A 22235-nucleotide genomic window follows, 5' to 3' on the forward strand; every position below is an offset into this window, starting at 1 on the left:
CATCTTTCCCTATATCTTTCTTATGAGAAGAGTCCAAGCTCATTTGGATCTAAGCCAAATTTAGTTATTTCCTCTCTCATCCTTGCGATCTGTTTTCTTTTCTCATCAAGGAAGACATAGGCTGTTTTTGGTGCGTATTGCTCTTTGTTGATTACCATATTATTACTGCATTTTTTCTTGCTGTTGCGGTAATTGCCGCTTGCCTTCCTTTTTTGAAGTGGAACGCCGCCCGGACTATTTTCTTGAAGAATTTGCCAAGGTCTGATTCTTTGAGATTTCCAACTGCATTTGCAGCATTTCTTAAAGCAATCTTAAGTCTATTGCTACCTTTTGGGATTTTGTTTGAGAGTATTTTACCTCCTGATATTTTCTTGTTTGGAGCTAGTCGAAGCCATGAAGCAAAATGCTTAGCTGTGGGCAACTATGTGAATCCTTCTGGGCCAATCTCGCTCATGATTAATAATATTGTCGAATGACTTACTCCAAGGATTTGATATAAATCTATTCCTTCAAAATATTGGCAAACACACCCCTAAAACCCAAAACAGGCTTTTAGTTCATATCCAGAACGTATATACATGATTTATTTTGAGGAGAATACTTAGAAAAGAGGCTTTGTATACTCTGAGGGCTTTCTAATAGAATTAGGTTTTCAGATTTAGGTTAAGCATTGTTAGTTGGCTTTGTTCAAATATGTGGAATGGGCGTTTGTAGATAGTTTTAGGTTTTGAGAACATTTTCCAAAATTCAATGAAATTGATTTTAGCAGCTAAGGCATTTTAATTATACTTGATTACCAAATACTCCATACGCCTACAAGGTAATATGATTATTGGTCTAAAGACCTAAACAGTATCCTATGAGGTCAAAAGACTTCATGAAGCGGGAGTGAACAAGATGACGTAGTGGTAAAACTATACATTCTGTTGCTAAGGCAATTTCTGTAGTATGATTCAGTATATGACTCAAATAAACCCTAGGGTCATAAAGTTGTCCAGTATCTCCGAAAGTTGGGTCACTAAATGGAAAATCCCGAAATCAAAGTGCTTTAAAACCTAATTCTTCTGCTCGTTTTGCAAGTTGTTCCTAGTTTTCCATTTTGGCAATAGAACAACAAAATGCTTCTAATGGGAAGACCAGTCCTAATTTTAGTATACTATTGAATGTAATATTAGAATAAACACACATCTATAGTTTCAAAATTTTGTTTGTTTCAGAAATCATTTGATTGATTTTTTCCTGATTGTAGGCATCATTATGAGCATCAGAAAAAGTTCCTTTGTCATTATCAAAGTATTTCCCATTACTTTCTGTGTGCTTTTCTGAAACCGCTAATTCTGTTAAAATATCTGCTCCTTTATCTGCCGAGGACCAAAACTGACCGTAAGCCTCTTTTACCATATTGGTATTGAGCAAGGAGCCTGGGTTAACAGGTATAACAATGATTCCTTTCTCCTGAACTGCCAATTTATTACTCCACATAGTTAAGGCCAATTTACTTTGAGCGTAGGCAGCTTGAGCAGAAAGTCTCACTTTTCCACTTAGAGCATCCATAGAAACTGGCGACTGTGCGGCAGAACTTAAGTTTATAATTCTCGAATTATTCCCTTTTCTTAAAATGGGTAACAGACTATTGGTTAAAACATAAGGAGCGAAATAATTTACGACAAAACGTATATCATGACCAGTTTCCGTTGCTTCATTTTTCGATTTTAAAATACCTGCATTATTTATCAGGATGTCCAATGTTGATAGTTTGCTTTTTACTTCGTCCACCATTTTTGAAACAACTTCAAGCTTAGAGAAATCAGCTACAAAACCATCTATGTTGTCATTCTTGGTTAGTTGTTTTACCTCTTTAATTGCGGCAAGCAATTTGGTTTCGTTTCTTCCGTGCATATAAACGGCATGCCCCTTTTTCGCCAATTGAATAGCTGTAAGTTTACCTATTCCGTCTGTGCTGCCTGTGATTAATATTGTTTTCATTCTATTATTTATTAAAACTTGGTAATACTTTTTCTGCTAAAAGGTTCAGTGTTTTTTCTGTTCCCAATGAATTGAATCGAAGATTTAGTGCTACATGATTTACGCCCATATTTTCTAAAAGCTTCAGGTATTCAAGCAGATGAAAACTTCCAATTCTGAAACCTAAATGAATGCCTTGAGGTTTAAAATCGTCATTTTCGTGCAAATCTATATAAAGCGGCTGCATAAACGGCTTGCTGTATTCATGCGATTGATTTACCAAATCTCGCCATTGAGCAATACTATGTTTTTGTTCTTCAAGACTTCTAGGGTAGTTCATCCACCCATCTCCATTTTCGGCATTCCATTGAAGACTTTGTTGGCTGTAACCTGTTATCAACATCGGGATTTTATGCCCAGTAGCTTTGGGCAATACATCTATATCTCCCATCGTATTTCCGAAATATTCAGACTTTATGATAGGAAACGATTCCTGCAATTTCCTGATATATTGAAACGATTCTTTGAACATTTCGCCTCGACTTTCGAAAGAAATACCCATAGCTGGATATTCACTTGGACGGTCGCCAGAGGCAACTCCCAAAATGAGTCTTCCGTCAGAAAGTTGGTCAATAGTTGCGGCCGATTTAGCCACATGAACAGGGTGATGCAAGGGTAATGCGATACTAGAAGTGCCCAAGGCAATTTTTGAGGTTTGACCTACCAAAAAACCTAAATAAGTAAAAGGGTCAAATAGCTGCCCGGCGTCTCCAAATGATGGCACTTGAAAAGGCACATCTCTAACCCAAAGTGCTTTAAATCCTAGTTTTTCAATTAATTGAACACGTTGTAGGTGTTCTTTCATACTTGGAATAGAAGATTGAGCGTAGTTTTCTATTGGAATTACTACGCCCAAACTCAATTTCCCAAATTGGAATACAGAATTAAAGCCACTGTTTATGTTTTCGAAAGTTTTCATTTAAAAATTAGTTTGCCACTACTTCAAACTTTCCATTCGTTCTTATGTAGATGATAGCCTCTTGGTCTTCTTTTACAGAAATTTTATGCGTCGAATTTTCTGCTGCACCAAAATACGTTCCTGCTTCTAAAGCTATTTTTTCGTCCTCTCCAGAAACTTGATGTGCTAGGTTGCCTTGAATGATTATGGCTCTAAAATTTGGACTTATATTTTTGATTTCACCAACAAAACCTGCTGGTAATTTTAACATACTCCCACTTAATTCTCCTTCAGCATGGCTTCCCCAAAGAAAGGCAGTTTGTACATTGCTATTATTTGAAACCCAAGTAATATCACTTGCATTTAACCATACCAAATTCGATTTATCCACATTTACTGGTCGCTCACCATTATCAAAAGCTTCGCTTGTTGGTTTTACCAAATATGGACCTTCTTGAATTTCGATGTAGGCCATATTAGCTTCACCTGATGCTGCTGTGATGTGAGCTTCGCCTGCTGGTTGTTGCCAAAACGAACCTGCTGGCAACCACATTTCCGCAGCTTTTTCGTCATCATTATGCAATAAACCTTTAATGACTACGCCACGATAGGTTATATTGTGAATGTGTGGTGGCGAAGAAAAACCTTTATTGAATTTTACTAAAAATCCAGACGCCAAAGTGTCAGTTCTGTCTCCCCAAAGTTTTCCAGCAGCGGGACTTTTATCTCCACGCAACGGATTTAACCATCCCCATTCCACATTTTCAGCTGTTACAACTTCGTCTTTAGATTTTACCGAATCTGATTTTGGAGTTTGTGCGAATGCAAAAACAGATAGTACTTGTAATAGTGTTATTAAAGCGTACTTTTTCATGCTATATTTTTTAAAATCCTTCTAAAACTATTTTCCCTTTGGCTTTTCCTGTTTCTAAAAAAGCGTGTGCTTTTCTAAGGTTTTCAGCATTGATTACCCCGAAGTTTTCTCCCAAAGTGGTTTTGATAATACCCTTATCTATCAAGCTCGAAACTTCGTTCAAAATGTTATGTTGCTCTATCATATCTTCGGTTTGGAACATAGACCGTGTGAACATTAATTCGATATGAGTAGAAACTGCTTTTCCTTTAAAAGGCATCACATTCATGATTTTGGGGTCGTCAATAAATCCGAATTTACCTTGTGGCTTAATCAACTTGACAATCTCGGCAGTATGCTGTTCTGTGCCATTTAAACTCACTACATATTCAGGAGCCGGGATTTGATATTTTTCAAATTCCTCACTCAATTTATTTCTGTGGTTGATAACTTTATCTGCTCCTAGTTCTTTTAACCAATCCGAAGTTTCTTCACGAGAGGCGGTCGCGATAATATTTAGTTTGGTCAATTTCTTAGCCAATTGTACTAAAATAGAACCCACGCCACCGGCAGCACCAATTACCAAAATAGATTTATTAGCATCCTCTTTAGAAACTTGAAGTCTGTCAAACAACATTTCCCAAGCCGTAAGTGTGGTTAATGGAAGTGCGGCAGCTTCTGCATGAGACAAACTTGTTGGTTTTTTACCAACAATACGTTCGTCTACCAATTGGTATTCTGCATTACTACCTTGGCGAGTTAAGTCTCCTGCATACCATACTTCGTCTCCAACTTTAAAAAGGGTAACATCGTCACCAATTTCTTTTACAATTCCTGTAGCATCCCATCCAATAACGCTCCATTGGTCACCTTGAGCGGGTCTGTTCGCTCTAACTTTATAATCTACTGGATTTACCGAAACGGCTTTAATTTCAACTAGAATGTCTCTTCCAGTAGCTTTTGGCGTTTCTATTTCTATGTCTTGAAGAGATTTTACATTATCAATTGGTAAATTCTCTTTGAATCCTATTGCTTTCATTTTAACTTATATTTCTGTAAATAATTCGTTCTCTGGTAATCTAGACTTCGGTGTTTTGTCTGTAGAGTTAAAATCAGCTTCGGCTCTGTAACCTAGTGAAACTGCAACTAGGGCAGTATATCCTTTAGCTCTTAATCCAAATTCTTCGTCTAATGCTTTTACGTCTATTCCTTCCATAGGTGTAGCATCTATTTTTAAGCTTGCTACTCCTAATAAAAAGTTTCCGATGTTAAGATATATTTGTTTTTCTAACCAATGTTGAAGGTCTTTTAAATCGTATTTATGAATGCCAGAAAATGCCTTCATCGCACCGTAAAGCCCATTTTTTACATTTTCATTTGGGAGTCTTCCGTCCTTGTCTTCCTGTGCCAAAACATGCTTTAAATATTCATCATCAGCATCAATTTTGGAACAAAACAATACAACTGCAGAGGCATTTGTGACTTTCGGCTCGTTGAAATGAAAAAATCCCTGAGTTCCTTTTGCTATACGTGCTTTTCCTTCTTTGGTTTCTGCTATTATAAAATGCCAAGGTTGAAGATTCACACTTGACGGGCTCATTCTTAATAAGTTTTTGACTTGCACCATATCTGCCTCAGATATTTTCTTGGTTGTGTCATATTCCTTTGTGGTGTATCTCCAGTTTAATGTTTCTTTTAAGTCCATTTATTTTGCTTTGTTTTAAAACTATACTTTTTATAGTTGCAAAAGTATGTATAGCAAATATCTTAAACAATAACGGTCAAAAAGGATAGTATAAAAATATTTCCAAAAACACTGTATATCAAAGTATTACAAATTATAATATTACTATAAAAAGTATAGTTGTATAATTAAGTATAGCTTTATATCTTTGCAAATAAATAAAGAAGTTTATCATGACTATGTATACTTTTAACGGAAAAGAATACCCTTGCTGTGCGAGTTTAACCATGGGGGTAATAGGTGGCAAATGGAAGACCGTGATTTTATTTCACCTCATAGAAGGGAAACTAAGGTATAATGAGTTACGTAAACACATGCCTTCAGTTACCGAGCGAACGTTGAGTTTACAACTGAAAACATTGGAAGAAGATGGAATAATAGAAAGGAAGGTTTATACTTCTAAACCTCCTTTGAAAGTCGAGTATTCCTTAACTAATTTGGGTAAAACCTTAATTCCCTTAATCCAATCTATCGCTGATTGGGGTGATTCTGTGGTTGAAAAATATTCAAAGTAGGAGTTCAGCTTGGTGCCAAAGGTTAGTTTACATCTTAAGCCCGGGATGACCATTTATATTCATAACCAAACTAAATAGTGCTAAAACATTAATAGGTGGAGCTAAGTGAGAGGATTTCAGGCTTTACTGAGAAAAAAGTCTACACCAGGTTTAGAACCAGACGAAATCAACAAGACGAATGGCCATAGCCAGGCATTGATAAATAGAAGGACATTAGAGCCAGAAAGAGAACCACCAGCCCGAGTAAAACCAAATATAAAGCGATGGGAAGAGACAAAGTAACAAGTAGAAAAATAACTCCAAAATCAGGAGATGGGAGAGGTCTGTCTGATGCTTACATTTTTACCAAAAGGAGTCATCTAAAAAGCATCAATAGCTGCGAAAGTCAAAGAAACATAATTGAAATTATAGCTACATCAAGCTCTTCCTAAACCACAAATCGCAAAGAAGTTTTATTGAAACCCCATAGCCCTAAGAGGGGGCTTGAGCTCAACATAGGCTCAAATGAACCGAAGCCTTACTTCGCTGCATTCGAGCCTAATTGTTGTACTGCGTTATTATTGGATTTGTTGATATTTTCTTCTTCGTTTTTCAAATGCAAGTTCTCCACCTTCAAGTATTTGACAAATTTTTGAATTGATTAATTGATTTTCTAAACTACCCGAAACATAATTCAATTCACCATCAATATTTGAAGCAACTATAACTTGTTCCGCATCTGCGTTTACAACTAAATTGGCATTATGAGTGACAATGATTACCTGTCTATATTGTTTTAGTTCTTTAAATAATGAGATAAGATTTTGCATAATAAATTCATTATCTAAATCATCTTCTGGTTGGTCAAATATTATTGGTTTTGAAAAGGCTTCTGTGGCAAGCATCATTTTTAAATAGACTGTTCCTTTTTGTCCAACAGAAATTTTGTTTAAATCTTTCCCTTTATATTTAAGTATTGGAAATACTTTCAAGTACTGTTTTCGCTCTGATTCTTTAAAGAATATATTTTTTAGTGTTTTACTATGAATATTATCACTTTCGTAAAAGTCTTCGTATTTAGTTTTTAAGAAATTATAAAAAGAATCTAAATCCGTAATCTTAAATGCATTTTTCTGAGCTTCAACGTTGCCTTTAATTCTCCATTTTGCACCATCTATTGAATGGTAGATTAAACTGTAGAATTTTTCAATATCAAAATCTATTTTGACTTCTATTTCAAGGTCGGTTAATAGATTTTTCATTATTGCTTTTTGAGAGGGATTTAATCTTTCTTTGGAATCTACATCTTTGAAATCTTCCCAATTTTTTAGCAATTCAGAAACTTGCGACTCATAGTCTGTTTTAATTTTATCTATAAGTGAAATGTGTTCAGGGTCTGAAAAAAATATCTTCTTTTTAAGTTTCGTTAATTGTTCTTTTTTTGATTTTGAAATCGCAATATCCTCACGTATTTGAGATAAATTTTTCTGAAACTTATCTATATCATTTAGTAGTGTTGTCAAATCACCTTTATAGTCTTTAAATTCTTCTTTGACAGCAGAAATGGTAACTGAAATTGTTTCCACCTCTTTTTGTAATTCAGACTTCCAAGCAATTATTTCATCAAACTGTTTCTTTAAGGCGGACAATTCAATTAGTGATATTTTAGAGGCTTCACCATTTACCTTACTGATTTCTTGATTTAATTCTTCAATCGAATTGTTTAGACTTAATTCTAATTCATTTAATTCTTTGAGCTTAGTATTTAAATTGTTTCTGTTCCTGAGATTTTCAGAGTATTTCTCTAATTTGTCTTTATTCTCACTTGTAGTGATATTACTTATGAAATCATTAATCGCTTTTTCTTGGCTTTCTAAATATTCTATTGAATAAATAAAATTTCCATCTTCATCTTTTGTGCTAAAAAAGAGATTCAATTCGTGAAAACTTTCTAAGGCATCTAATATTTGCTTATCAAGTTCCTTATTAAATTCTGGTTCCTTAAGTTTTGCAAGTTTTCTTATTGAGTTTGCGAGTTGAAATTGTTTATCTTTTTTCTCGACTAAAGTTTTTAATCGACCTTGATTTATGTAGATAAACTCTACTGCTTTCTTATCTTCTGTTAGGTCAAAGTTTATGATGTCATCCTCTGTCTGATTGGATTTATGATATGATAAATTGACTTCACCATTTTTATTAAAAACGCCTTCCTTTGAATGTTCTTGACCTATAAAACTACTGGCGACATAGTCTGTAAGCATACTCTTTCCTTCTCCACGTCCTCCAATGATAGTTACTAAGTTTTGATTTAGTGGAATGCCTTCATTTTGATTAAAATTTAAATCATCTTCGTCTTCAAAAACGTTTAAACTGTTTTTGAATTTAATGTTAGAAATGTAAGGTTTGTCAAATTCGAGATTAGGATTTTTATCAGATATTCTGATTCTTTCCTCTGGTTCATAAAGAATTTGGATAAGACCTTCAAAAGTAGGGTCAGCTTTAATCCAAGTAAAACAATTCCCTATTCTATCTTTGTCAGTAGAAGATGATAAGTAATGAGAATCGCTGCAATCGAGTAGTAAGTCGTTTACTTTTTGTGCTTTTAGTTGTTCTTTGGCTTTATTAAAAGCATCAATTGATTCTGAAGCAGTAAATACAATATCAGCTTTGTTTATGACTGATTTTTTCGTGGCAATAGAAGCGTCAGTCCATTTTAAATCTCCCCATTCAGTTTTACCAATAGCAACAATAAATTTTCCTTTGAAGCAGTCTTTCTGTAGAGCTTCAAAGATTTTGTCTTCTCTTACGTTTAGATTATTAAAACCTTCTTCTAAATCAGTTCCGTATTTTGAAAGTTGTTCAGCAGGAACACCACTTTTTATTTTTGCTCCAAGTTCTTCAACACTTTCTTTTGTTATAGCCCTTGTCCATTGTTCTCCAGATTCAAGAGAATAACTTTGTTCTAATGTTTGAAGAAATTGACTTTTTATAGTTTCAACTGGCAAATCATTAGAGAATATTACGTGTAAATTGATTCTTTTCAATTTGCCAAAATCAATTCCCGCAAATTTGTCTATCCTGAACTCTACAACAGGTAAAATTAAGTCTATGTTGCTTAATCGGTTATTTGACTTCCTTTCCTCAATTAATCTTTCGTACCCATCAATAAAGAAGTAATCATTAATTCCAAATACTGCAAAGTCGGAAGAAAGATTTTCTATGTCTTTCATAAAATTTTCCCAAGTATCATCTGAATCAGGTCCGTATCTGTGATAGATAGACGCTGGTGTATGGACATGTAAATCCCATTTTCTCCATTCAGAACCTTTAGGATAATTATTATTCATATGTTCGATTTTTATTTAATGCAGTACAACATTAGTATACACGCAACTTAGCCGTTTTTAGCGGATAAGAACGGCTAAAAGAAATAAATTGATTATTCGGTAATAGGCACCGCAAAAGTCCACCTAAGTAAAACCTCTATGGGCAAAATGACAGCTAGAAAGCAGAAGGCGTTATTTCCAGCTTACAATATCATTAAAACCTCTTCTTGATTTTGGGTGAGGTGGGTTTGCTTTTCTGTTACCAAAGGCCACCATGAAAGACAAACCATATTTGTCTGTATTTATATCAAACTTCTCTCTTAATAAAGCTTCGGCTTTTTCTTGATAAAATCCTTCAATGGGGCAACTGTCTATTCCTCGGCCGTCATCATGTTCCCTAGGGCTATATAGGTTTGTTTTGAAGCCCAATCAAACATTTTTTTATCATAATCTAAATTGAAATCAGGCTCTTGAAATTCTCTATAGAATTTTGAACACATCTCTATTGCTTCAGCTGGAATTTATTTCACCTCTTTCATCATATTGCATGATATATTCCGTGTCCCACTTTGTCATTAGAGCTTTCATGCTTAAGCCTAATATAAAATGGCTGGCGGTGTCTAACTTTAAAGGTGCTCCCCAAGCTACAGGCTTGAGTAATTCTCGTAATTCTTGGTCTTAAACCACCACAAAATACCAAGGCTCAAAACCAAAAGAACTTGGCGATAAATTTAACAAAACAAATAAAGTACCCAAGACAGCTCTATTTAGAGGGTGAGTACAGAAAAACAACCAAAAGACTAATTATCAACAATATAAGAGATAAAACCGTAAAATGGAATTCTCCTATTATGCTTGGATAGCTTTCTATCAATTTTTAGATTTATAGCCTAAAGTCAAGATTACTATGAATAACAATCTCAAAAAGAAGTCATTTTTTCAATCTTATCAGCTCTTACTCCTACTAAGCTCTTTGGTTTTTACTTCTTGTGAAGAAATTTTTGAAGACACGGATTTAAACCCTATTTATTTTATCGAATGTGAAATGAATGGAGAAACCTTTAGGGCTCAAACTAATAATAACGCATCAATGCATTGGTTTGCCACTCCTATGGAAAGTGAACTGGTGGTGAATGGAAACATTAGCTCACAAGATAAAATTTTCAATTTTAATATGTTTCCAAGTCTCGGAGCTACTCGAGTACCTGTGGGTACAAACGTCAATTCATATTTGAGCAACATTAGTTACTTCCATGACGACAAAGATTACTCGGCTCTTGAGTCTGGTGGTGATGGCTATGTAGATTTTGAAATTTTGACGGCCACTAACGCCGAAGGCACATTTGAAGCTACCCTTGTTAATAGAGAAGACCTTTCCGATATCATCGAAATTACCAATGGCAAATTCAAAGTTAAAGTTAAAACGAATTAAACAGGAGGCTAGGGTTTTCTAACATACAGCCTTCGCTTTGAAGTCTACTTCCTTACCGGAATCAACTTTATATAAGGCACTGCATGCTCCTCCATAATATCTCCTAATTCGCTTATTAACCTGAAGGTAACTTTAGGTTCATTTCCTTCCATATCAAATGTAAATTCGCCAAAGGCTTTTAGGCCTAAACCAAGATAGCCGAACATTTGACTTGATGCATCTTTGGCTATGGCTTCTGGACCTGGTACACCACCTAGCGAGGCTGGTCCAAATTCGTAAAAATCAAATCCTGCATTTCTTGGAATAGTAAAACCACGTGCTCCGTGACGGTCTCCGCTTAGTAATAGTACACCGGGTATGTTTTCAGTTTCTATAAACTTGTAAATCTCTTCACGTGCCAGTGTATCCCATGTGCCCCATGAGTCTTTGCCGTTTGAGATATAATCACTCCACATAGTTCCGCTAGAAATAATCTTAAAAGGTGCGGTAGATTTCGCCAATACATTTTTCAACCAATTAAGCTGCTCTTTGCCCAAATAGGAACCGTACTGCCCTCTTTCCTCCACCATACGATAAGACCTGGTATCAAGCATTATCATTTCTACCTGCCCTATTCGCGTATTAAAGTAAATACCTTCTACATCCGTTTTAGGGTTATTCCAGTTTTCACGCCATAAGTTTCGGAGTTCGGTTCTCTCTTCTTTTGAAAACCATTCTGGCAGACCACTGAGGTCGTTGTTTAGGTAATCGTGGTCGTCCCAGGCTGCATATAAGGGTACATTAGCAGACAGGTTTCGCCAAGCCTGAGAAACATCTCGCAGCAAGTAATCAGCCCTATGCATGCTCATATTATTTTCTCTATCATCTACCGCTAGGTCACCTAAAAGCATCATGGCTATAGGTTCTCTATCTAAAATAGCCTCTATCAGGTTTGGGTTATGAAGACCTATTTTGTGAAAATCTGAAGCAAAAGCTAACCTTAAACCTACCTTTTCGTCACTTTTTGCTGTGGTTTGGAAAGCTCCCTGACCTATTTTAGCCCCGCTTGATAGTAACACATATTTATAATTGGTAGCTGGAGACAAATCATTTAATACTACACGTTCTTCTTTTCCTGCTACCGTAGGTTTAAAGACATATGTTTTTTCTTTCTTTGTATTTAAGGCGGTTACTTTTATACGAATTGGGCGTTTGTTTGATGGCCTTAGCCAAATGCTTACTCCATGCTCTTTAATATCACCCAGCATTGGCCCTCCCATTAAAGCTATCTTATTTTGGGCAGCAGCTTCCACAATTCTCTTGTCAGTAAAATCAATCTTCTTGTCTTTCTCAAAAACAGTTCTAGCGTCAAGATAAAACTGCCTAACATTAGTTGGCAATTTGGTATAACTCTCAAGCAGCATGGTATCAATTTCCAAACTCCCCATGTGTGCTTGTCGCAAGGTAACATCGTAGCGTTTTGAAACTGTTTCTGAGGTTTGACTAAAAGCTATATTGCTTATCAGAAATAGACTAATTAGTAGCTTTAATCTCATGATGTTTATTATTTCTTCAGGGTTTTGAAACAGCTAAAGTTATTAATTTCTGCTTTATTGGGTTCTTTGAATAAGGCCTAATTTGAACCTTTTGTCGACAAAAGTTATTGAAGTCTATTTTTTTAAGATATTCTCCTGCTCTTTCCTCTCAAGAAACTCTGCTAGTGTTTCCCAAATTCTGGGTGAGTAATCGCTCAAAAAATATTCAAAGGAAACCACTTCGCCAGAACTCAAAGTGTCACGGCCTAACAAATAATAGCTAGTTCCTACATGTATGCTGTAATATGACTTGGCAGCATAAAACTCAAGTTTATCACCAGGGTTGAGCAATTGTTCGGCAGTAAAATTCGCTAACGCTTCTTGGCTATCCATACCATAATCTGCAAACCGACCTTCCTTTTTTATTATGACACCGGCTCTTTTTATTTCCAAAGGTCTGTTTAAGAAACCGCTAAATTGTTCTTGGTCAGATACATCATTTCGCCATGCAAAAGCCATTAAACCTATAAACAGGGCAATGACAGTAATGCCTATGGTTGCCAGGATGAGTCGCGATTTTAAATTCATTTTACTCATTTATAAACGTGGGTTGTTCATCAAATGAAACACTTATTCGCTTTCTAATTATGAGGTCCATTTATCGGATTCAATCTGAGGGCTTTATACTTCAAAAGCAAACTTTTCATTAAAAATAGCGTCACCTATTTTGTTGTTTATACGTATTGTACTGTGAAGCTTTAAAGAAAAGTAAAATTTCTTCAGAGAAGCCATATTTTCGAATTCTTTTTGTAGTAAATTAATTTAAGATTTGAGACTCTATGAAAAAACCAAATACCAATTACACCAAAAGTGGAAGGGTGAATATTGCCTATCAAGTGTTCGGCACTGGCTCCTTTGATTTGGTTTATATTCCAGGTTGGGTTTCAAACATTGACCTCATGTGGAGCTGCCCTGAACTTGTATCTTTTCTTACCGAATTAGGAAAGGTAGCCCGGGTTATACTTTTTGATAAACGTGGTACGGGTCTATCGGACAGAATAGTGGAACTATCTACACTTGAAGAGCGAATGGAAGACATAACAGCTGTTATGGATGCCGTTGGCTCAGAAAAGGCCATACTTTTCGGGCATTCTGAAGGTGGTTCGGTTTCAGCCTTATTTGCAGCCACTTACCCAAACAGAACTGTTGCCCTTCTGACTTTTGGCGTATTCGCTAAAAGAAGGTTTACTGAGGATTACCCCTGGGCACCTAAAGATGAGCAGCGTCAGGAGGTTTATGACATGATTGAAAATTCATGGGGAAGTGGCGATATGAATTTAGATTCTTTAGCTCCTTCAAAAGCCAATGACAAAGTGTTTATGGATTGGTTGGCAAATTATTTTAGGTCAGGAGCCAGCCCAAGTGCGGCTTTGATACTAACTAAAATGAATACTAGCGTTGATATCATTGGTATTTTACCTTCCATTAATGTACCTACTTTGATTTTGCAAAGAACTAATGATATTGATGTTAAAATAGAAGAAGGCAAGTTTATAGCAAAGCGTATCAAAGGAGCCAGATTTGTAGAATTTCATGGAGACGACCACCTCTTTTGGGTGGGTAACACCAGAGAGGTGCTGGATGAAATGATTGGCTTTATAAATGCACTAAAACTATCCGATAAAAGTGGTGGACAGCTGTTAACTATAATGGTGGCTGAAATCATACAAAAACCAGAAGTAAAGTCTTTAATTTCGATAGATTATGAACAAATTGATGAACAACTAATACAAAAATACAAGGGCACACTTCATCATATTGATGGCAATATTTGCGTAGCAACTTTTGCAGGTTCGGCAAAGGCTATTCATTGCTGCTTAGATTTTAAAAAGACGCTAGAAGGTCTTAATCTAAGTTTAAAAGCTGGAATTCATGTGGGCGACTGTTTTATTGAAGATAATAAATTGGCAGAAACCGAGGCTGTTATCAAAACACGTCAAATTAATAGTATTGCCAAATCAAAGCAAATACTCATCTCACAAACAGCAAAATTCCTTATTCCAAATATGGGTCTAAAATTCTCAAGTTTTCAGCCCTCACCTTACATTGCTTTGCCCAACTTATTTACAATAGAAGATATTCTTTCGGCCAATGTAAAGCCCTCCATGGGTGAAACTCAAATATTGAGTAAAAATGGTTTTCTCCTAGATCATGTTATGCAGTATATAGAAGACAATCTTAACAGCGAACAATTAACGGTAGAAATGCTTTGTGACCATCTTGGACTTAGCGAACGTCAAATGCAGCGAAAAATAAAGGCCGTCACCAATAAATCTCCAAATCAACTTATTAGGTCGGTTAGACTTCATAGGGCAAAAGAGCTACTCATTGGTAAAATAGATGACGTGGCTCAAATTGCCTTCCAAACCGGCTTTACATCCCCTTCCTATTTCTCCAAATGTTTCAAAAATGAGTTTGGGATGAGTCCATCTGAGTTGATATCTCTGGATTAATTTGACCTATTCTCTAATTCTAATGTCGGTTTTGTGATAGCACTCCTGTCGGAAACTTTATGGTTAATGTCGTATATGTATTACACGTCTGCCTAGCCCCTCTGCTACCTTTGTATTGTTAGATTTTTATTCAAAAATACAAAGCAATAACATGGAAAACCTGCTAATAAATTTTCGCAAAAAAAGGGTAGTGCTCATAGCCATCCTGGTTCTTTTTCAAACTATGGCACTGGCACAAACAGAAACCCCTTTTATCACCAAATGGCAGCTAAATGAAAATGATACTATTTCCATTCAGCTAGCAAATAGCGTATATGACTTTGATTATGTTTGGACACTTCTTTCAAACCAATCAATAGTGATAAGTGGTACCCATACTTCAGCAGATGGTGTTTTCGAAACGCTATTTGAAACAACGGGAGAGTATAGTTTAGCGATAACTGGGGCGTTTCCGCACTTAAAAGAGTACCCTAAAGATAAATTACTAGATGTGCTCCAATGGGGAGATATCATTTGGGAAAGCACCGAAGAAATGTTTAAGGATTGGCAGGGAGTGGCTTTCTCTGCTACTGATGCACCTAATTTATCAGGGGTTTCTTCCATGTCTAGAATGTTTAAGAATGCCGCTAATTTCAATGATGATTTATCTAGCTGGCGGGTGGGAAGTGTAAATGATATGCAAGAATTATTCCAAGACGCTACAGCTTTTAATGGTGACATAAGTACTTGGGATGTGCAAAACGTATCAAATATGAATGCTATTTTTCGTAATGCAACTAATTTCAACAGCGATATAAGCGGATGGGAGACACCATCACTTGTTTTCTTAAATAGAGCTTTTTCAGGAGCCGCTACTTTTAATCAAGAAATAGGAAATTGGGATGTTTCTCAGGTAAAATCTTTAGCCGGAACTTTTGGCGGGGCTACTCTTTTTAATGGAGACATTTCAAACTGGAACATATCAGCCAATGTAACAAATATGAGTTTTATGTTTTTCAATGCTAAAAGCTTTAATCAAGAAATAGGGAATTGGAATGTAAGTAATGTTTCTGACATGACATCGCTTTTTAGTGGTGCCAGCAGTTTTAATGGCGATATTTCTAAATGGGATGTAAGTAGCGTTACCACTATGAGAAGGATGTTTGACAATGCAGATTCCTTCAATCAACAAATTGAAAGCTGGAACGTGAGCAATTGCCAGACGTTTAGAGAAATGTTTAGACAAAACGATGCTTTCAATCAATCCTTAGGTGGCTGGAAATTTAACCCAGATGCCAACTTCTTAAACGTATTTGGAGGAGCCATAGCCATTGACTGTAAAAGCTGGTCATCTACTATTATTGGTTTAAACTTTAGCAATCCAGAACTAGAAAACATACCTCTAGGTGGGCCAAATATAGAAATTGACTCGGTGGCCGCTAGAGCACAAGCTGAACTTATAGCCCGCGGCTGGACGGTTAGAGGTAATCCTACTCCTGTCAGCTGTAATGCTGAACATCATTTCCCCTGCCAAAACGATGTGGTAATTAGCAATGACACACTCTATGGAAACCTTTACATTTCAGCAGCTAAAAAGGTGGAACTGGATACTCTTATTTTTGAGAAACCTTGTAAAATCTTTATTTCAGCACCTGCTGTTTCTATCTCTCCGCTGGTAGCTATAGAAGAAGGTATTGTTTTGGAAATAGTTACAGAACCCGGCTGTACCGAAAATTAAGTTAACCACCGCTCATTTAAAGCCAATTAAAACATTAATCCACCACTCATGGAAAACATAAAGTTACCTTTTAGACTAGAAATCCCTCTTAAAGAAATCATTTACATGGAAAGTGAGAGTAACTATACACAGATATATGTAGACAGTGACAAAAAGAAAATAATAGCTTCCAAAAGCCTATGCCACGTAACTGCAGGGATAGATACACAAGCCTTCATCAGGATAAATAGAAGCCAGGTTATAAATATCGCTTATATCAAAAAGTACTTAGATTTTAATAATTTTGCTTTAATTACACTTAAAAATGGTCAAGTCTTAAGGACTTCCAGAAGGAGGAAAGATTATTTTTTGAAGGTGATTAGCCTGTAAATGAAAGGAGTACTGGCTATTTCTTCATTTCCGGAAATGGAATATATGTATCATCCCCAGCTACTTTTGGAAACCTCTTAGCTTGCCAGTCTTCTTTGGCTTTTTTCAGTCGTTCTTTATCACTCGACACAAAATTCCACATCAAAAAACGTTCTTCAGGCAATGGTTCGCCCCCAAAAAGTAATATTTGAGTGCCTTTATCTAAACAAATCTCACATTCATCATCCATTTTACTTATGAGCATTTGTCCTGCATTAACCTTTTCGTTATGTGTAGTTATGGAGCCTTTTACTATCACAAAGGCCACCTCGCCTTTTAATTTTCCTTTTAAGTCCAAAGTGCTTTCTTCTGCCGCAAAAACATCCACCATGAAAAGCGGAGAATAACCCTGAAGCGGAGATGATTTTCCAAATCCATTTCCTGCCACAAGCTTAATGGTCAGATCGTTTAATTTCCAAGATGGTACATCACGGCTTGCCACAAAATCAAAGCGTGGCTCCATTTCTTCTTTGTCTTTGGGAAGAGCTACCCAAATTTGATAACCATGCAATTTTAATTCTCCCTGACCTCTTTTATCGGCAGGAGTTCTTTCTGTATGTGTAACACCACTGCCAGAAGTCATGAAACCTACGTCACCTGCATTTACCACTTTTACTGTTCCAGTACTATCTTTATGCTCTATTTCTCCTTCAAAAAGATAAGTTAATGTACTTAAACCAGTATGAGGATGCTGGTCTACATCAATATACCTACCATTTCCTACGGTGGCTGGCCCCATGTGGTCTATAAAAGTGAACGGTCCTACCTGTCGTTTCTTTCTAAACGGCAGCAGCCTCCCTACCATAAATTTGCCTAGGTCAGTCTGTCTTTCGTCTACTATAAGTTTATTATTTGCCAACTTGTATTCGGTTTATACTTGATAAATATACTTGGTTTTTATTAATCCTATTTGGCTAAACCTAAATAGTATTTTCTAAGCTCAGCATTAAACTTTTCAATCGCAAATCTCAAAGTAACACGTGGCATAGTAGCGGCATGTTTATCTAAAAACAGCTTTAATCTTTCTTCATCCCTTTTCCCTGCTTCTCTAATCCAGCTTCCCACAGCAGTTTGAACAAAGTGCTCTTTATCATTCACCAAAATTTCAGCAATTTTGAAAGTGTCATCTATTTCATTTTTACGAATAAAATAATAGGTACTCACAATGGCTGTTCGCCGCTCCATAGGGTTCTGAGATTTCGCCAAATCATATAGCGGTGTTTTATCCTTACCAAATAAATACCCACCGACTACATAGGGTGCGGCTCTATCCACCATCCCCCAGTTATCAATGTATTGGTGGTTATCCAAATAGGCCTTATAAACATGCTGCTTTTCCTCTAAGGTAGTTTTCTTGTTACGTGCTTTCCAGTCTAAGATAGAAACTGCTCCCAGTCTGTGGTCATCATTTTCACTTCGAAGTAATGCTGCCACCTCTTCTAAAGACATATTCTGAAATTCTTTTGCCAAAGAAAACAACTCCTTTTTAGGTATGCCTCCTACATACTGCTGACCAATGATTTCCAAACTATCTTTAAAGTCCTGAGCTGTCATAATCTAAATTAAAATCATATCCATCGACAATCAATTTCTCAGCTTCCTATGGTGTTATTTATCAAGATTGTAGATTATCTAAAGCTGAACATTAGTTTAAACAGGCAAATAAACACTAAAAACAGACCCCTCTCCCATTTGGCTGGTGGCCTCCACTAAGCCACCGTGGTTTTGAGCTATTTTCTTTACAATAGCCAAACCTATACCCGTTCCGCTAAATTCGTTTCTGTTATGTAATCTTTGGAAAAAATCAAAGATTTTATCTTTGTGACTAAGGTCAAACCCAATACCGTTATCTGTCACATCTATTTTATAAAATGTACCTGTATTAATTTTTTTTGGAACAAAGTCATTTGCATTTAAAACCACCGTGGAAGCTTCAATTTTTATTGTCGGAACATTTTTACAGTACTTTATAGCATTCTGAATAAGGTTTGAAAAAAGTTGAATCATTTGCCCTTTATCTACTTTGACCGTAGGCAGCTTATTAATTTCGATTTGAGCTTTGCTATCCGATATTATTTCATCAGAAGCCTCTATCACAGCCTGCATAAGCTCATTAAAATCTACATCCTCTTTGAGCAGTCCTATAGATTTTACTTTGGCAAAATCTAAAATATCATTGACCAAATTATAAGCACGATCTGTACTATTGTGAATTTTTGGTAAAAACTTATTGATTTTGGCATTTTGAAATGTCTCTTCTCCTAAAATATCGGCATAAATCTTTAGCTTTCTAATAGGTTCCTTCAGGTCATGACTGGCTATATAAACCATTTGCTCCATTTCTGAGTTTAGTTGGCGAAGCTCAAAATTCTTTCGCTCTAAGCTTTCGGTCTGACGCTCAATTTCTTCTTTTAATTTATTCTCATTCTCTACAGCCAAATCTCTATTTTTGATATTCGTTTTTCGGAGTTCTAATAGTTGCATAACCTGCCTTGAGATTCTCCTTAGAGCTTCTTCCTGCTCTAAGGAAAGTTTGTGCGGTTTTGTGTCTAAAACGCATACTGTCCCTACAGGAAGTTGGTCATTCACTCTTAGAGGTACACCAGCGTAAAACTGAATATCTGTTTCGCCCGTAACAAGGGGGTTATTAACAAAACGAACATCTTTTTTAGCATCGCTCACCATCATGAAATTTTCTTCTTCCAAAATGGCGTGTGAGCAAAAAGCTATATCACGAGGCGTTTCTCTAAGGTCAGTGCCTACAGCAGATTTAAACCATTGGCGGTCTTCCTCAATAAAACTTATCAAAGCTACCGGAGTCCCACATACGTATGAAGCCAACTTAGCTAAATCATTAAAAGATTCTTCTTCTTCTGAACCTATAATTTCTAATTCTGTCAGTGCCTGCAATCTTTCTTTTTCATTTGCTGGCAAGTTGGCAATCTGCATATTTGTTTAAACTAATTACTATCAAAACTCCAGTCATAAGACTACACAAATAAAGGGATAAATGCTATTTATCCCTTATCTACTTACCAAAAGTATGATGTTATCTTAAAAAGCGAACCTACCTGTAAAGCCAAAAACGGGTAAGACAAGTCCTGTATAGTTGACAAAATTCACTTCAGGTTTCCAGTCAGCACTTATGTTTATTGGTATCTCTGTAAAGGTATGCTCTAAGCCCACTATCCCATCTAAGCCTAGGTGAAAAACTTCCCCATTATATACGGGGTCATAGTTTTTTCGTTTAACTGGAGATGAGCCAGCATGCCCGCCAAATCCATAATACCACCTCCATCTTGAGGAGTTAAATGCAGGATTATGTATTTCATAAAGGAAGGTTCCTTTCAAACCATTCCCGAAACCACCAACAAGTACCTCAAAGGCAGAACTACCCCAAACATTAAATTTTGCTGAGACAGCAGGGCCATCGGTAAATCTTACACCCACAGCTCCATTATATTGGGCTTTGGCAGAGATACTTGTTAAAATTATTAAACTCAGGATAATTATATGCTTTTTCATAATTTGTATTTTTCGCGTTAATTTTTAAAAGTGAAACCTATTTCTTAGAAGTGGCATAGAGCCCTCCTACAAATACTACTAAACTAAATCCTAGAAGCATGTAACCCTGCTCTTTTCCTGATTGGTTAGACGCCTCAAGTTCAAGTCCTAGCACTTCCACTGAAGCATCATTTTTACTGACTTTGTTAAAGCCAAAATACCCTAAAGCCAAACTCCCTATGATTAGGAGTATCCCTATTATTTTAGTCGATTTCATAATATTGTTTGTTTTAAATGAGCATAATTCTCCCTTCTTAATTGTTTTTAATTAAGGTCCATTTTAGATTGTTTTTTGTTTCTAAAATAAAGGATGACGGATGTTAAAAGGAGAATCAGCATGTTTTCATAATTAGTGTTGTACTCACTAATCTAAAAAACTCATTCCCTATGCTGTTATGTGTAGAAAGTGTGGAATTAGCTTCCAATACATGAGTATTTAAAACAAAAGTAAGTCTATGTTATTCATTACTTGAAAATAACAATATCATTAGATTAGCATAGCTAATTCGTTTTTAGGATTGCTTGCAACCGAAAGAATACCCTAAATTTGTGCTGATAAAAATCAATTCGATACGTAAATATTCAAACCATAATGATTTTAGAAATTGCCACTTTAGACATCAGAAATGAAGAACTAAAAGCTTTTGAAGCTATTCTACCAAAGGCAAAATCAGTTATATCTCAATCAAAAGGTTTTGTATCCATAGAATTTCAAAACTGTATAGAAACGCCAACTAAATATTTGGCTATGATTAAGTGGGAAACTTTAGAAGACCACACCGTAGGCTTCCGTGAATCTCCACTTTTTTTAGAATGGCGTGCTATTCTTTCTCCTTTCTTTAATTCTGCCCCAAATGCAGAGCACTTTAAAGTAACTGAAATCAAATAAGATTTAGAAACATTAATGTGGTATGACGCATCTTGCTCAGAAAGCCAACATTGATAATTTACTCGTAAAGCAATGAAAACAGTACTAGTCACAGGAGGTGCAGGAGAAATTGGCTCAGCCATCAGCAAGAAATTTGCTCAAAATGATTATGCCGTAATCATCACCTATAATACCAATGCCGCAAAAGCAGAAACGCTAAAAGCAGCCCTGCCTGGTGACAATCATAGTATTTTTCATGCTCCCAATACCAATTGCGAAAAAATATCTGCTTTAAAAGACTTTGTGATAGAGAAATACGGCAGACTGGATGTGCTGGTAAACAATGCCGGCATAACCACTCCCGTAGCTCATGAAGATTTAGGTGCCTTAAGTGATGAGTGGATTGACAAAATAATGCAAACCAATTTTAGAGGAAGCTTTGCTATGGTGCGAGCTTTCAAAGACCTTTTGGTAGCGTCCGCAACAGAAAAAGAAACATCGCTCATTGTTAATATCTCTTCTATCGCTGGTATTTATGGAATAGGCAGTAATGTGGCCTACTGTGCTTCCAAAGCCGCTGTAGATTCTATGACACGTTCTTTGGCTAGAGCATTGGCTCCTAAAATTCGTGTGGTATCTGTAGCACCAGGTTTTGTGGAAGGAGAGTATACTAAAAGTTTTGACCCCAAATTCCTCCAAAATCAAATGGAGAACACGCCACTAGAGCGATTTGCTCAAGGTGACGATGTGGCAAATGCCGTTTTCTCGGTAGCGTCTCAATTAACTTTTTCCACAGGAAACATCATCACCGTAGATGGAGGAAGGCTCTTGTAAGGTTTACATTAAAGTAAAGAAAGCTATAGCAACAGAAAGTACAAT

24 protein-coding genes are annotated in these 22235 nt (G+C 36.2%); 8 read left to right on the top strand and 16 right to left on the bottom strand.

What is annotated here, in order from left to right; genetic code table 11:
* Positions 1 to 20: 20 nt before the first annotated feature.
* From AADJ06_RS07500 to nfsB, 7 genes are all read right to left on the bottom strand, one after another.
* The gene (locus AADJ06_RS07500) at positions 21 to 158 is read right to left on the bottom strand and encodes a hypothetical protein (protein WP_341225807.1); all 138 of its coding nucleotides are present in this window, start codon (positions 156 to 158) and stop codon (positions 21 to 23) included.
* Positions 152 to 421, bottom strand: a complete 270-nt coding sequence (locus AADJ06_RS07505; protein ID WP_341225808.1) for a transposase — start codon at positions 419 to 421, stop codon at positions 152 to 154. Before AADJ06_RS07505 ends, AADJ06_RS07500 begins: the two co-directional genes overlap by 7 nt.
* Before the next feature lie 767 nt (positions 422 to 1188).
* Positions 1189 to 1986: an SDR family NAD(P)-dependent oxidoreductase gene (locus AADJ06_RS07510; protein WP_341225809.1), complete on the bottom strand. Its 798-nt coding sequence runs from the start codon at positions 1984 to 1986 to the stop codon at positions 1189 to 1191.
* Between the two features lie 4 nt (positions 1987 to 1990).
* Complete coding sequence (locus AADJ06_RS07515) at positions 1991 to 2944, bottom strand: LLM class oxidoreductase (protein ID WP_341225810.1); 954 nt, start codon at positions 2942 to 2944, stop codon at positions 1991 to 1993.
* A 7-nt stretch (positions 2945 to 2951) separates the two neighbouring features.
* Positions 2952 to 3797 (bottom strand): DUF4437 domain-containing protein, encoded by an 846-nt coding sequence (locus AADJ06_RS07520; RefSeq protein WP_341225811.1) that lies wholly within the window; start codon positions 3795 to 3797, stop codon positions 2952 to 2954.
* A 10-nt stretch (positions 3798 to 3807) separates the two neighbouring features.
* Complete coding sequence (locus AADJ06_RS07525) at positions 3808 to 4815, bottom strand: zinc-binding alcohol dehydrogenase family protein (RefSeq protein ID WP_341225812.1); 1008 nt, start codon at positions 4813 to 4815, stop codon at positions 3808 to 3810.
* A 6-nt stretch (positions 4816 to 4821) separates the two neighbouring features.
* The gene (gene nfsB / locus AADJ06_RS07530; protein WP_341225813.1) at positions 4822 to 5481 is read right to left on the bottom strand and encodes an oxygen-insensitive NAD(P)H nitroreductase; all 660 of its coding nucleotides are present in this window, start codon (positions 5479 to 5481) and stop codon (positions 4822 to 4824) included.
* 218 nt (positions 5482 to 5699) lie between these two features.
* Here nfsB and AADJ06_RS07535 point away from each other — a divergent pair, with 218 nt between their 5' ends.
* Entirely contained in the window at positions 5700 to 6035 is a 336-nt protein-coding gene (locus AADJ06_RS07535; protein ID WP_341226211.1) for a helix-turn-helix domain-containing protein, read from the top strand.
* Positions 6036 to 6298: 263 nt separating this feature from the next.
* Entirely contained in the window at positions 6299 to 6466 is a 168-nt protein-coding gene (locus tag AADJ06_RS07540; protein WP_341225814.1) for a hypothetical protein, read from the top strand.
* A gap of 126 nt (positions 6467 to 6592) precedes the next feature.
* Here the strand turns inward: AADJ06_RS07540 and AADJ06_RS07545 are convergent, their stop codons facing one another.
* Together AADJ06_RS07545 and AADJ06_RS07550 are read right to left on the bottom strand one after the other, a co-directional pair.
* On the bottom strand, positions 6593 to 9361 hold the full coding sequence (locus AADJ06_RS07545; RefSeq protein ID WP_341225815.1) for a TrlF family AAA-like ATPase: 2769 nt from the start codon (positions 9359 to 9361) through the stop codon (positions 6593 to 6595).
* A 171-nt stretch (positions 9362 to 9532) separates the two neighbouring features.
* The gene (locus AADJ06_RS07550; protein ID WP_341225816.1) at positions 9533 to 9769 is read right to left on the bottom strand and encodes a hypothetical protein; all 237 of its coding nucleotides are present in this window, start codon (positions 9767 to 9769) and stop codon (positions 9533 to 9535) included.
* A 478-nt stretch (positions 9770 to 10247) separates the two neighbouring features.
* Here AADJ06_RS07550 and AADJ06_RS07555 point away from each other — a divergent pair, with 478 nt between their 5' ends.
* Entirely contained in the window at positions 10248 to 10772 is a 525-nt protein-coding gene (locus AADJ06_RS07555; protein WP_341225817.1) for a hypothetical protein, read from the top strand.
* Positions 10773 to 10816: 44 nt separating this feature from the next.
* Here the strand turns inward: AADJ06_RS07555 and AADJ06_RS07560 are convergent, their stop codons facing one another.
* Complete coding sequence (locus AADJ06_RS07560) at positions 10817 to 12307, bottom strand: alkaline phosphatase D family protein (RefSeq protein ID WP_341225818.1); 1491 nt, start codon at positions 12305 to 12307, stop codon at positions 10817 to 10819.
* A 114-nt stretch (positions 12308 to 12421) separates the two neighbouring features.
* On the bottom strand, positions 12422 to 12874 hold the full coding sequence (locus AADJ06_RS07565; RefSeq protein WP_341225819.1) for a hypothetical protein: 453 nt from the start codon (positions 12872 to 12874) through the stop codon (positions 12422 to 12424).
* 251 nt (positions 12875 to 13125) lie between these two features.
* On the opposite strand from AADJ06_RS07565, the gene AADJ06_RS07570 reads away from it, so the two are divergent.
* From AADJ06_RS07570 to AADJ06_RS07580, 3 genes are all read left to right on the top strand, one after another.
* The gene (locus AADJ06_RS07570) at positions 13126 to 14799 is read left to right on the top strand and encodes an alpha/beta fold hydrolase (RefSeq protein ID WP_341225820.1); all 1674 of its coding nucleotides are present in this window, start codon (positions 13126 to 13128) and stop codon (positions 14797 to 14799) included.
* Between the two features lie 190 nt (positions 14800 to 14989).
* Positions 14990 to 16516, top strand: a complete 1527-nt coding sequence (locus AADJ06_RS07575) for a BspA family leucine-rich repeat surface protein (protein WP_341225821.1) — start codon at positions 14990 to 14992, stop codon at positions 16514 to 16516.
* 48 nt (positions 16517 to 16564) lie between these two features.
* Complete coding sequence (locus AADJ06_RS07580; protein ID WP_341225822.1) at positions 16565 to 16885, top strand: LytTR family DNA-binding domain-containing protein; 321 nt, start codon at positions 16565 to 16567, stop codon at positions 16883 to 16885.
* A gap of 16 nt (positions 16886 to 16901) precedes the next feature.
* Here AADJ06_RS07580 and AADJ06_RS07585 read toward each other — a convergent pair whose 3' ends face one another.
* From AADJ06_RS07585 to AADJ06_RS07605, 5 genes are all read right to left on the bottom strand, one after another.
* Positions 16902 to 17783: a pirin family protein gene (locus tag AADJ06_RS07585; protein ID WP_341225823.1), complete on the bottom strand. Its 882-nt coding sequence runs from the start codon at positions 17781 to 17783 to the stop codon at positions 16902 to 16904.
* 47 nt (positions 17784 to 17830) lie between these two features.
* The gene (locus AADJ06_RS07590; RefSeq protein ID WP_341225824.1) at positions 17831 to 18478 is read right to left on the bottom strand and encodes a DNA alkylation repair protein; all 648 of its coding nucleotides are present in this window, start codon (positions 18476 to 18478) and stop codon (positions 17831 to 17833) included.
* A gap of 96 nt (positions 18479 to 18574) precedes the next feature.
* Entirely contained in the window at positions 18575 to 19873 is a 1299-nt protein-coding gene (locus AADJ06_RS07595; RefSeq protein ID WP_341225825.1) for an ATP-binding protein, read from the bottom strand.
* Positions 19874 to 19978: 105 nt separating this feature from the next.
* Positions 19979 to 20449 (bottom strand): hypothetical protein, encoded by a 471-nt coding sequence (locus tag AADJ06_RS07600; RefSeq protein WP_341225826.1) that lies wholly within the window; start codon positions 20447 to 20449, stop codon positions 19979 to 19981.
* 37 nt (positions 20450 to 20486) lie between these two features.
* Positions 20487 to 20705 carry a hypothetical protein gene (locus AADJ06_RS07605; protein ID WP_341225827.1) on the bottom strand — a complete coding sequence of 73 codons (219 nt, stop codon included), beginning with the start codon at positions 20703 to 20705 and terminating at the stop codon, positions 20487 to 20489.
* 375 nt (positions 20706 to 21080) lie between these two features.
* Here AADJ06_RS07605 and AADJ06_RS07610 point away from each other — a divergent pair, with 375 nt between their 5' ends.
* Both AADJ06_RS07610 and AADJ06_RS07615 read left to right on the top strand, forming a co-directional pair.
* Positions 21081 to 21377 carry an antibiotic biosynthesis monooxygenase family protein gene (locus tag AADJ06_RS07610; protein ID WP_341225828.1) on the top strand — a complete coding sequence of 99 codons (297 nt, stop codon included), beginning with the start codon at positions 21081 to 21083 and terminating at the stop codon, positions 21375 to 21377.
* Between the two features lie 72 nt (positions 21378 to 21449).
* Positions 21450 to 22190 carry an SDR family oxidoreductase gene (locus AADJ06_RS07615; RefSeq protein WP_341225829.1) on the top strand — a complete coding sequence of 247 codons (741 nt, stop codon included), beginning with the start codon at positions 21450 to 21452 and terminating at the stop codon, positions 22188 to 22190.
* The last annotated feature ends 45 nt before the right edge of the window (positions 22191 to 22235 follow it).

Origin of the sequence: uncultured Arcticibacterium sp. (assembly GCF_964021845.1) — a bacterium.
In the GTDB taxonomy this organism is placed as follows: Bacteria; Bacteroidota; Bacteroidia; order Cytophagales; family Spirosomataceae; genus Arcticibacterium.

What these genes read in the sequence shown, in the direction of transcription:
- AADJ06_RS07560 (WP_341225818.1), bottom strand. Translation starts at nt 12,307, where the DNA reads ATGAGATTAAAGCTACTAATTAGTCTATTTCTGATAAGCAATATAGCT.
- AADJ06_RS07520 (WP_341225811.1), bottom strand. Translation starts at nt 3,797, where the DNA reads ATGAAAAAGTACGCTTTAATAACACTATTACAAGTACTATCTGTTTTT.
- AADJ06_RS07510 (WP_341225809.1), bottom strand. Translation starts at nt 1,986, where the DNA reads ATGAAAACAATATTAATCACAGGCAGCACAGACGGAATAGGTAAACTT.
- AADJ06_RS07525 (WP_341225812.1), bottom strand. Translation starts at nt 4,815, where the DNA reads ATGAAAGCAATAGGATTCAAAGAGAATTTACCAATTGATAATGTAAAA.
- AADJ06_RS07595 (WP_341225825.1), bottom strand. Translation starts at nt 19,873, where the DNA reads ATGCAGATTGCCAACTTGCCAGCAAATGAAAAAGAAAGATTGCAGGCA.
- AADJ06_RS07535 (WP_341226211.1), top strand. Translation starts at nt 5,700, where the DNA reads ATGTATACTTTTAACGGAAAAGAATACCCTTGCTGTGCGAGTTTAACC.
- AADJ06_RS07540 (WP_341225814.1), top strand. Translation starts at nt 6,299, where the DNA reads ATGGGAAGAGACAAAGTAACAAGTAGAAAAATAACTCCAAAATCAGGA.
- AADJ06_RS07500 (WP_341225807.1), bottom strand. Translation starts at nt 158, where the DNA reads ATGGTAATCAACAAAGAGCAATACGCACCAAAAACAGCCTATGTCTTC.
- AADJ06_RS07590 (WP_341225824.1), bottom strand. Translation starts at nt 18,478, where the DNA reads ATGACAGCTCAGGACTTTAAAGATAGTTTGGAAATCATTGGTCAGCAG.
- AADJ06_RS07555 (WP_341225817.1), top strand. Translation starts at nt 10,248, where the DNA reads ATGAATAACAATCTCAAAAAGAAGTCATTTTTTCAATCTTATCAGCTC.
- AADJ06_RS07610 (WP_341225828.1), top strand. Translation starts at nt 21,081, where the DNA reads ATGATTTTAGAAATTGCCACTTTAGACATCAGAAATGAAGAACTAAAA.
- AADJ06_RS07570 (WP_341225820.1), top strand. Translation starts at nt 13,126, where the DNA reads ATGAAAAAACCAAATACCAATTACACCAAAAGTGGAAGGGTGAATATT.
- AADJ06_RS07580 (WP_341225822.1), top strand. Translation starts at nt 16,565, where the DNA reads ATGGAAAACATAAAGTTACCTTTTAGACTAGAAATCCCTCTTAAAGAA.
- AADJ06_RS07545 (WP_341225815.1), bottom strand. Translation starts at nt 9,361, where the DNA reads ATGAATAATAATTATCCTAAAGGTTCTGAATGGAGAAAATGGGATTTA.
- AADJ06_RS07565 (WP_341225819.1), bottom strand. Translation starts at nt 12,874, where the DNA reads ATGAATTTAAAATCGCGACTCATCCTGGCAACCATAGGCATTACTGTC.
- nfsB (WP_341225813.1), bottom strand. Translation starts at nt 5,481, where the DNA reads ATGGACTTAAAAGAAACATTAAACTGGAGATACACCACAAAGGAATAT.
- AADJ06_RS07600 (WP_341225826.1), bottom strand. Translation starts at nt 20,449, where the DNA reads ATGAAAAAGCATATAATTATCCTGAGTTTAATAATTTTAACAAGTATC.
- AADJ06_RS07515 (WP_341225810.1), bottom strand. Translation starts at nt 2,944, where the DNA reads ATGAAAACTTTCGAAAACATAAACAGTGGCTTTAATTCTGTATTCCAA.
- AADJ06_RS07605 (WP_341225827.1), bottom strand. Translation starts at nt 20,705, where the DNA reads ATGAAATCGACTAAAATAATAGGGATACTCCTAATCATAGGGAGTTTG.
- AADJ06_RS07615 (WP_341225829.1), top strand. Translation starts at nt 21,450, where the DNA reads ATGAAAACAGTACTAGTCACAGGAGGTGCAGGAGAAATTGGCTCAGCC.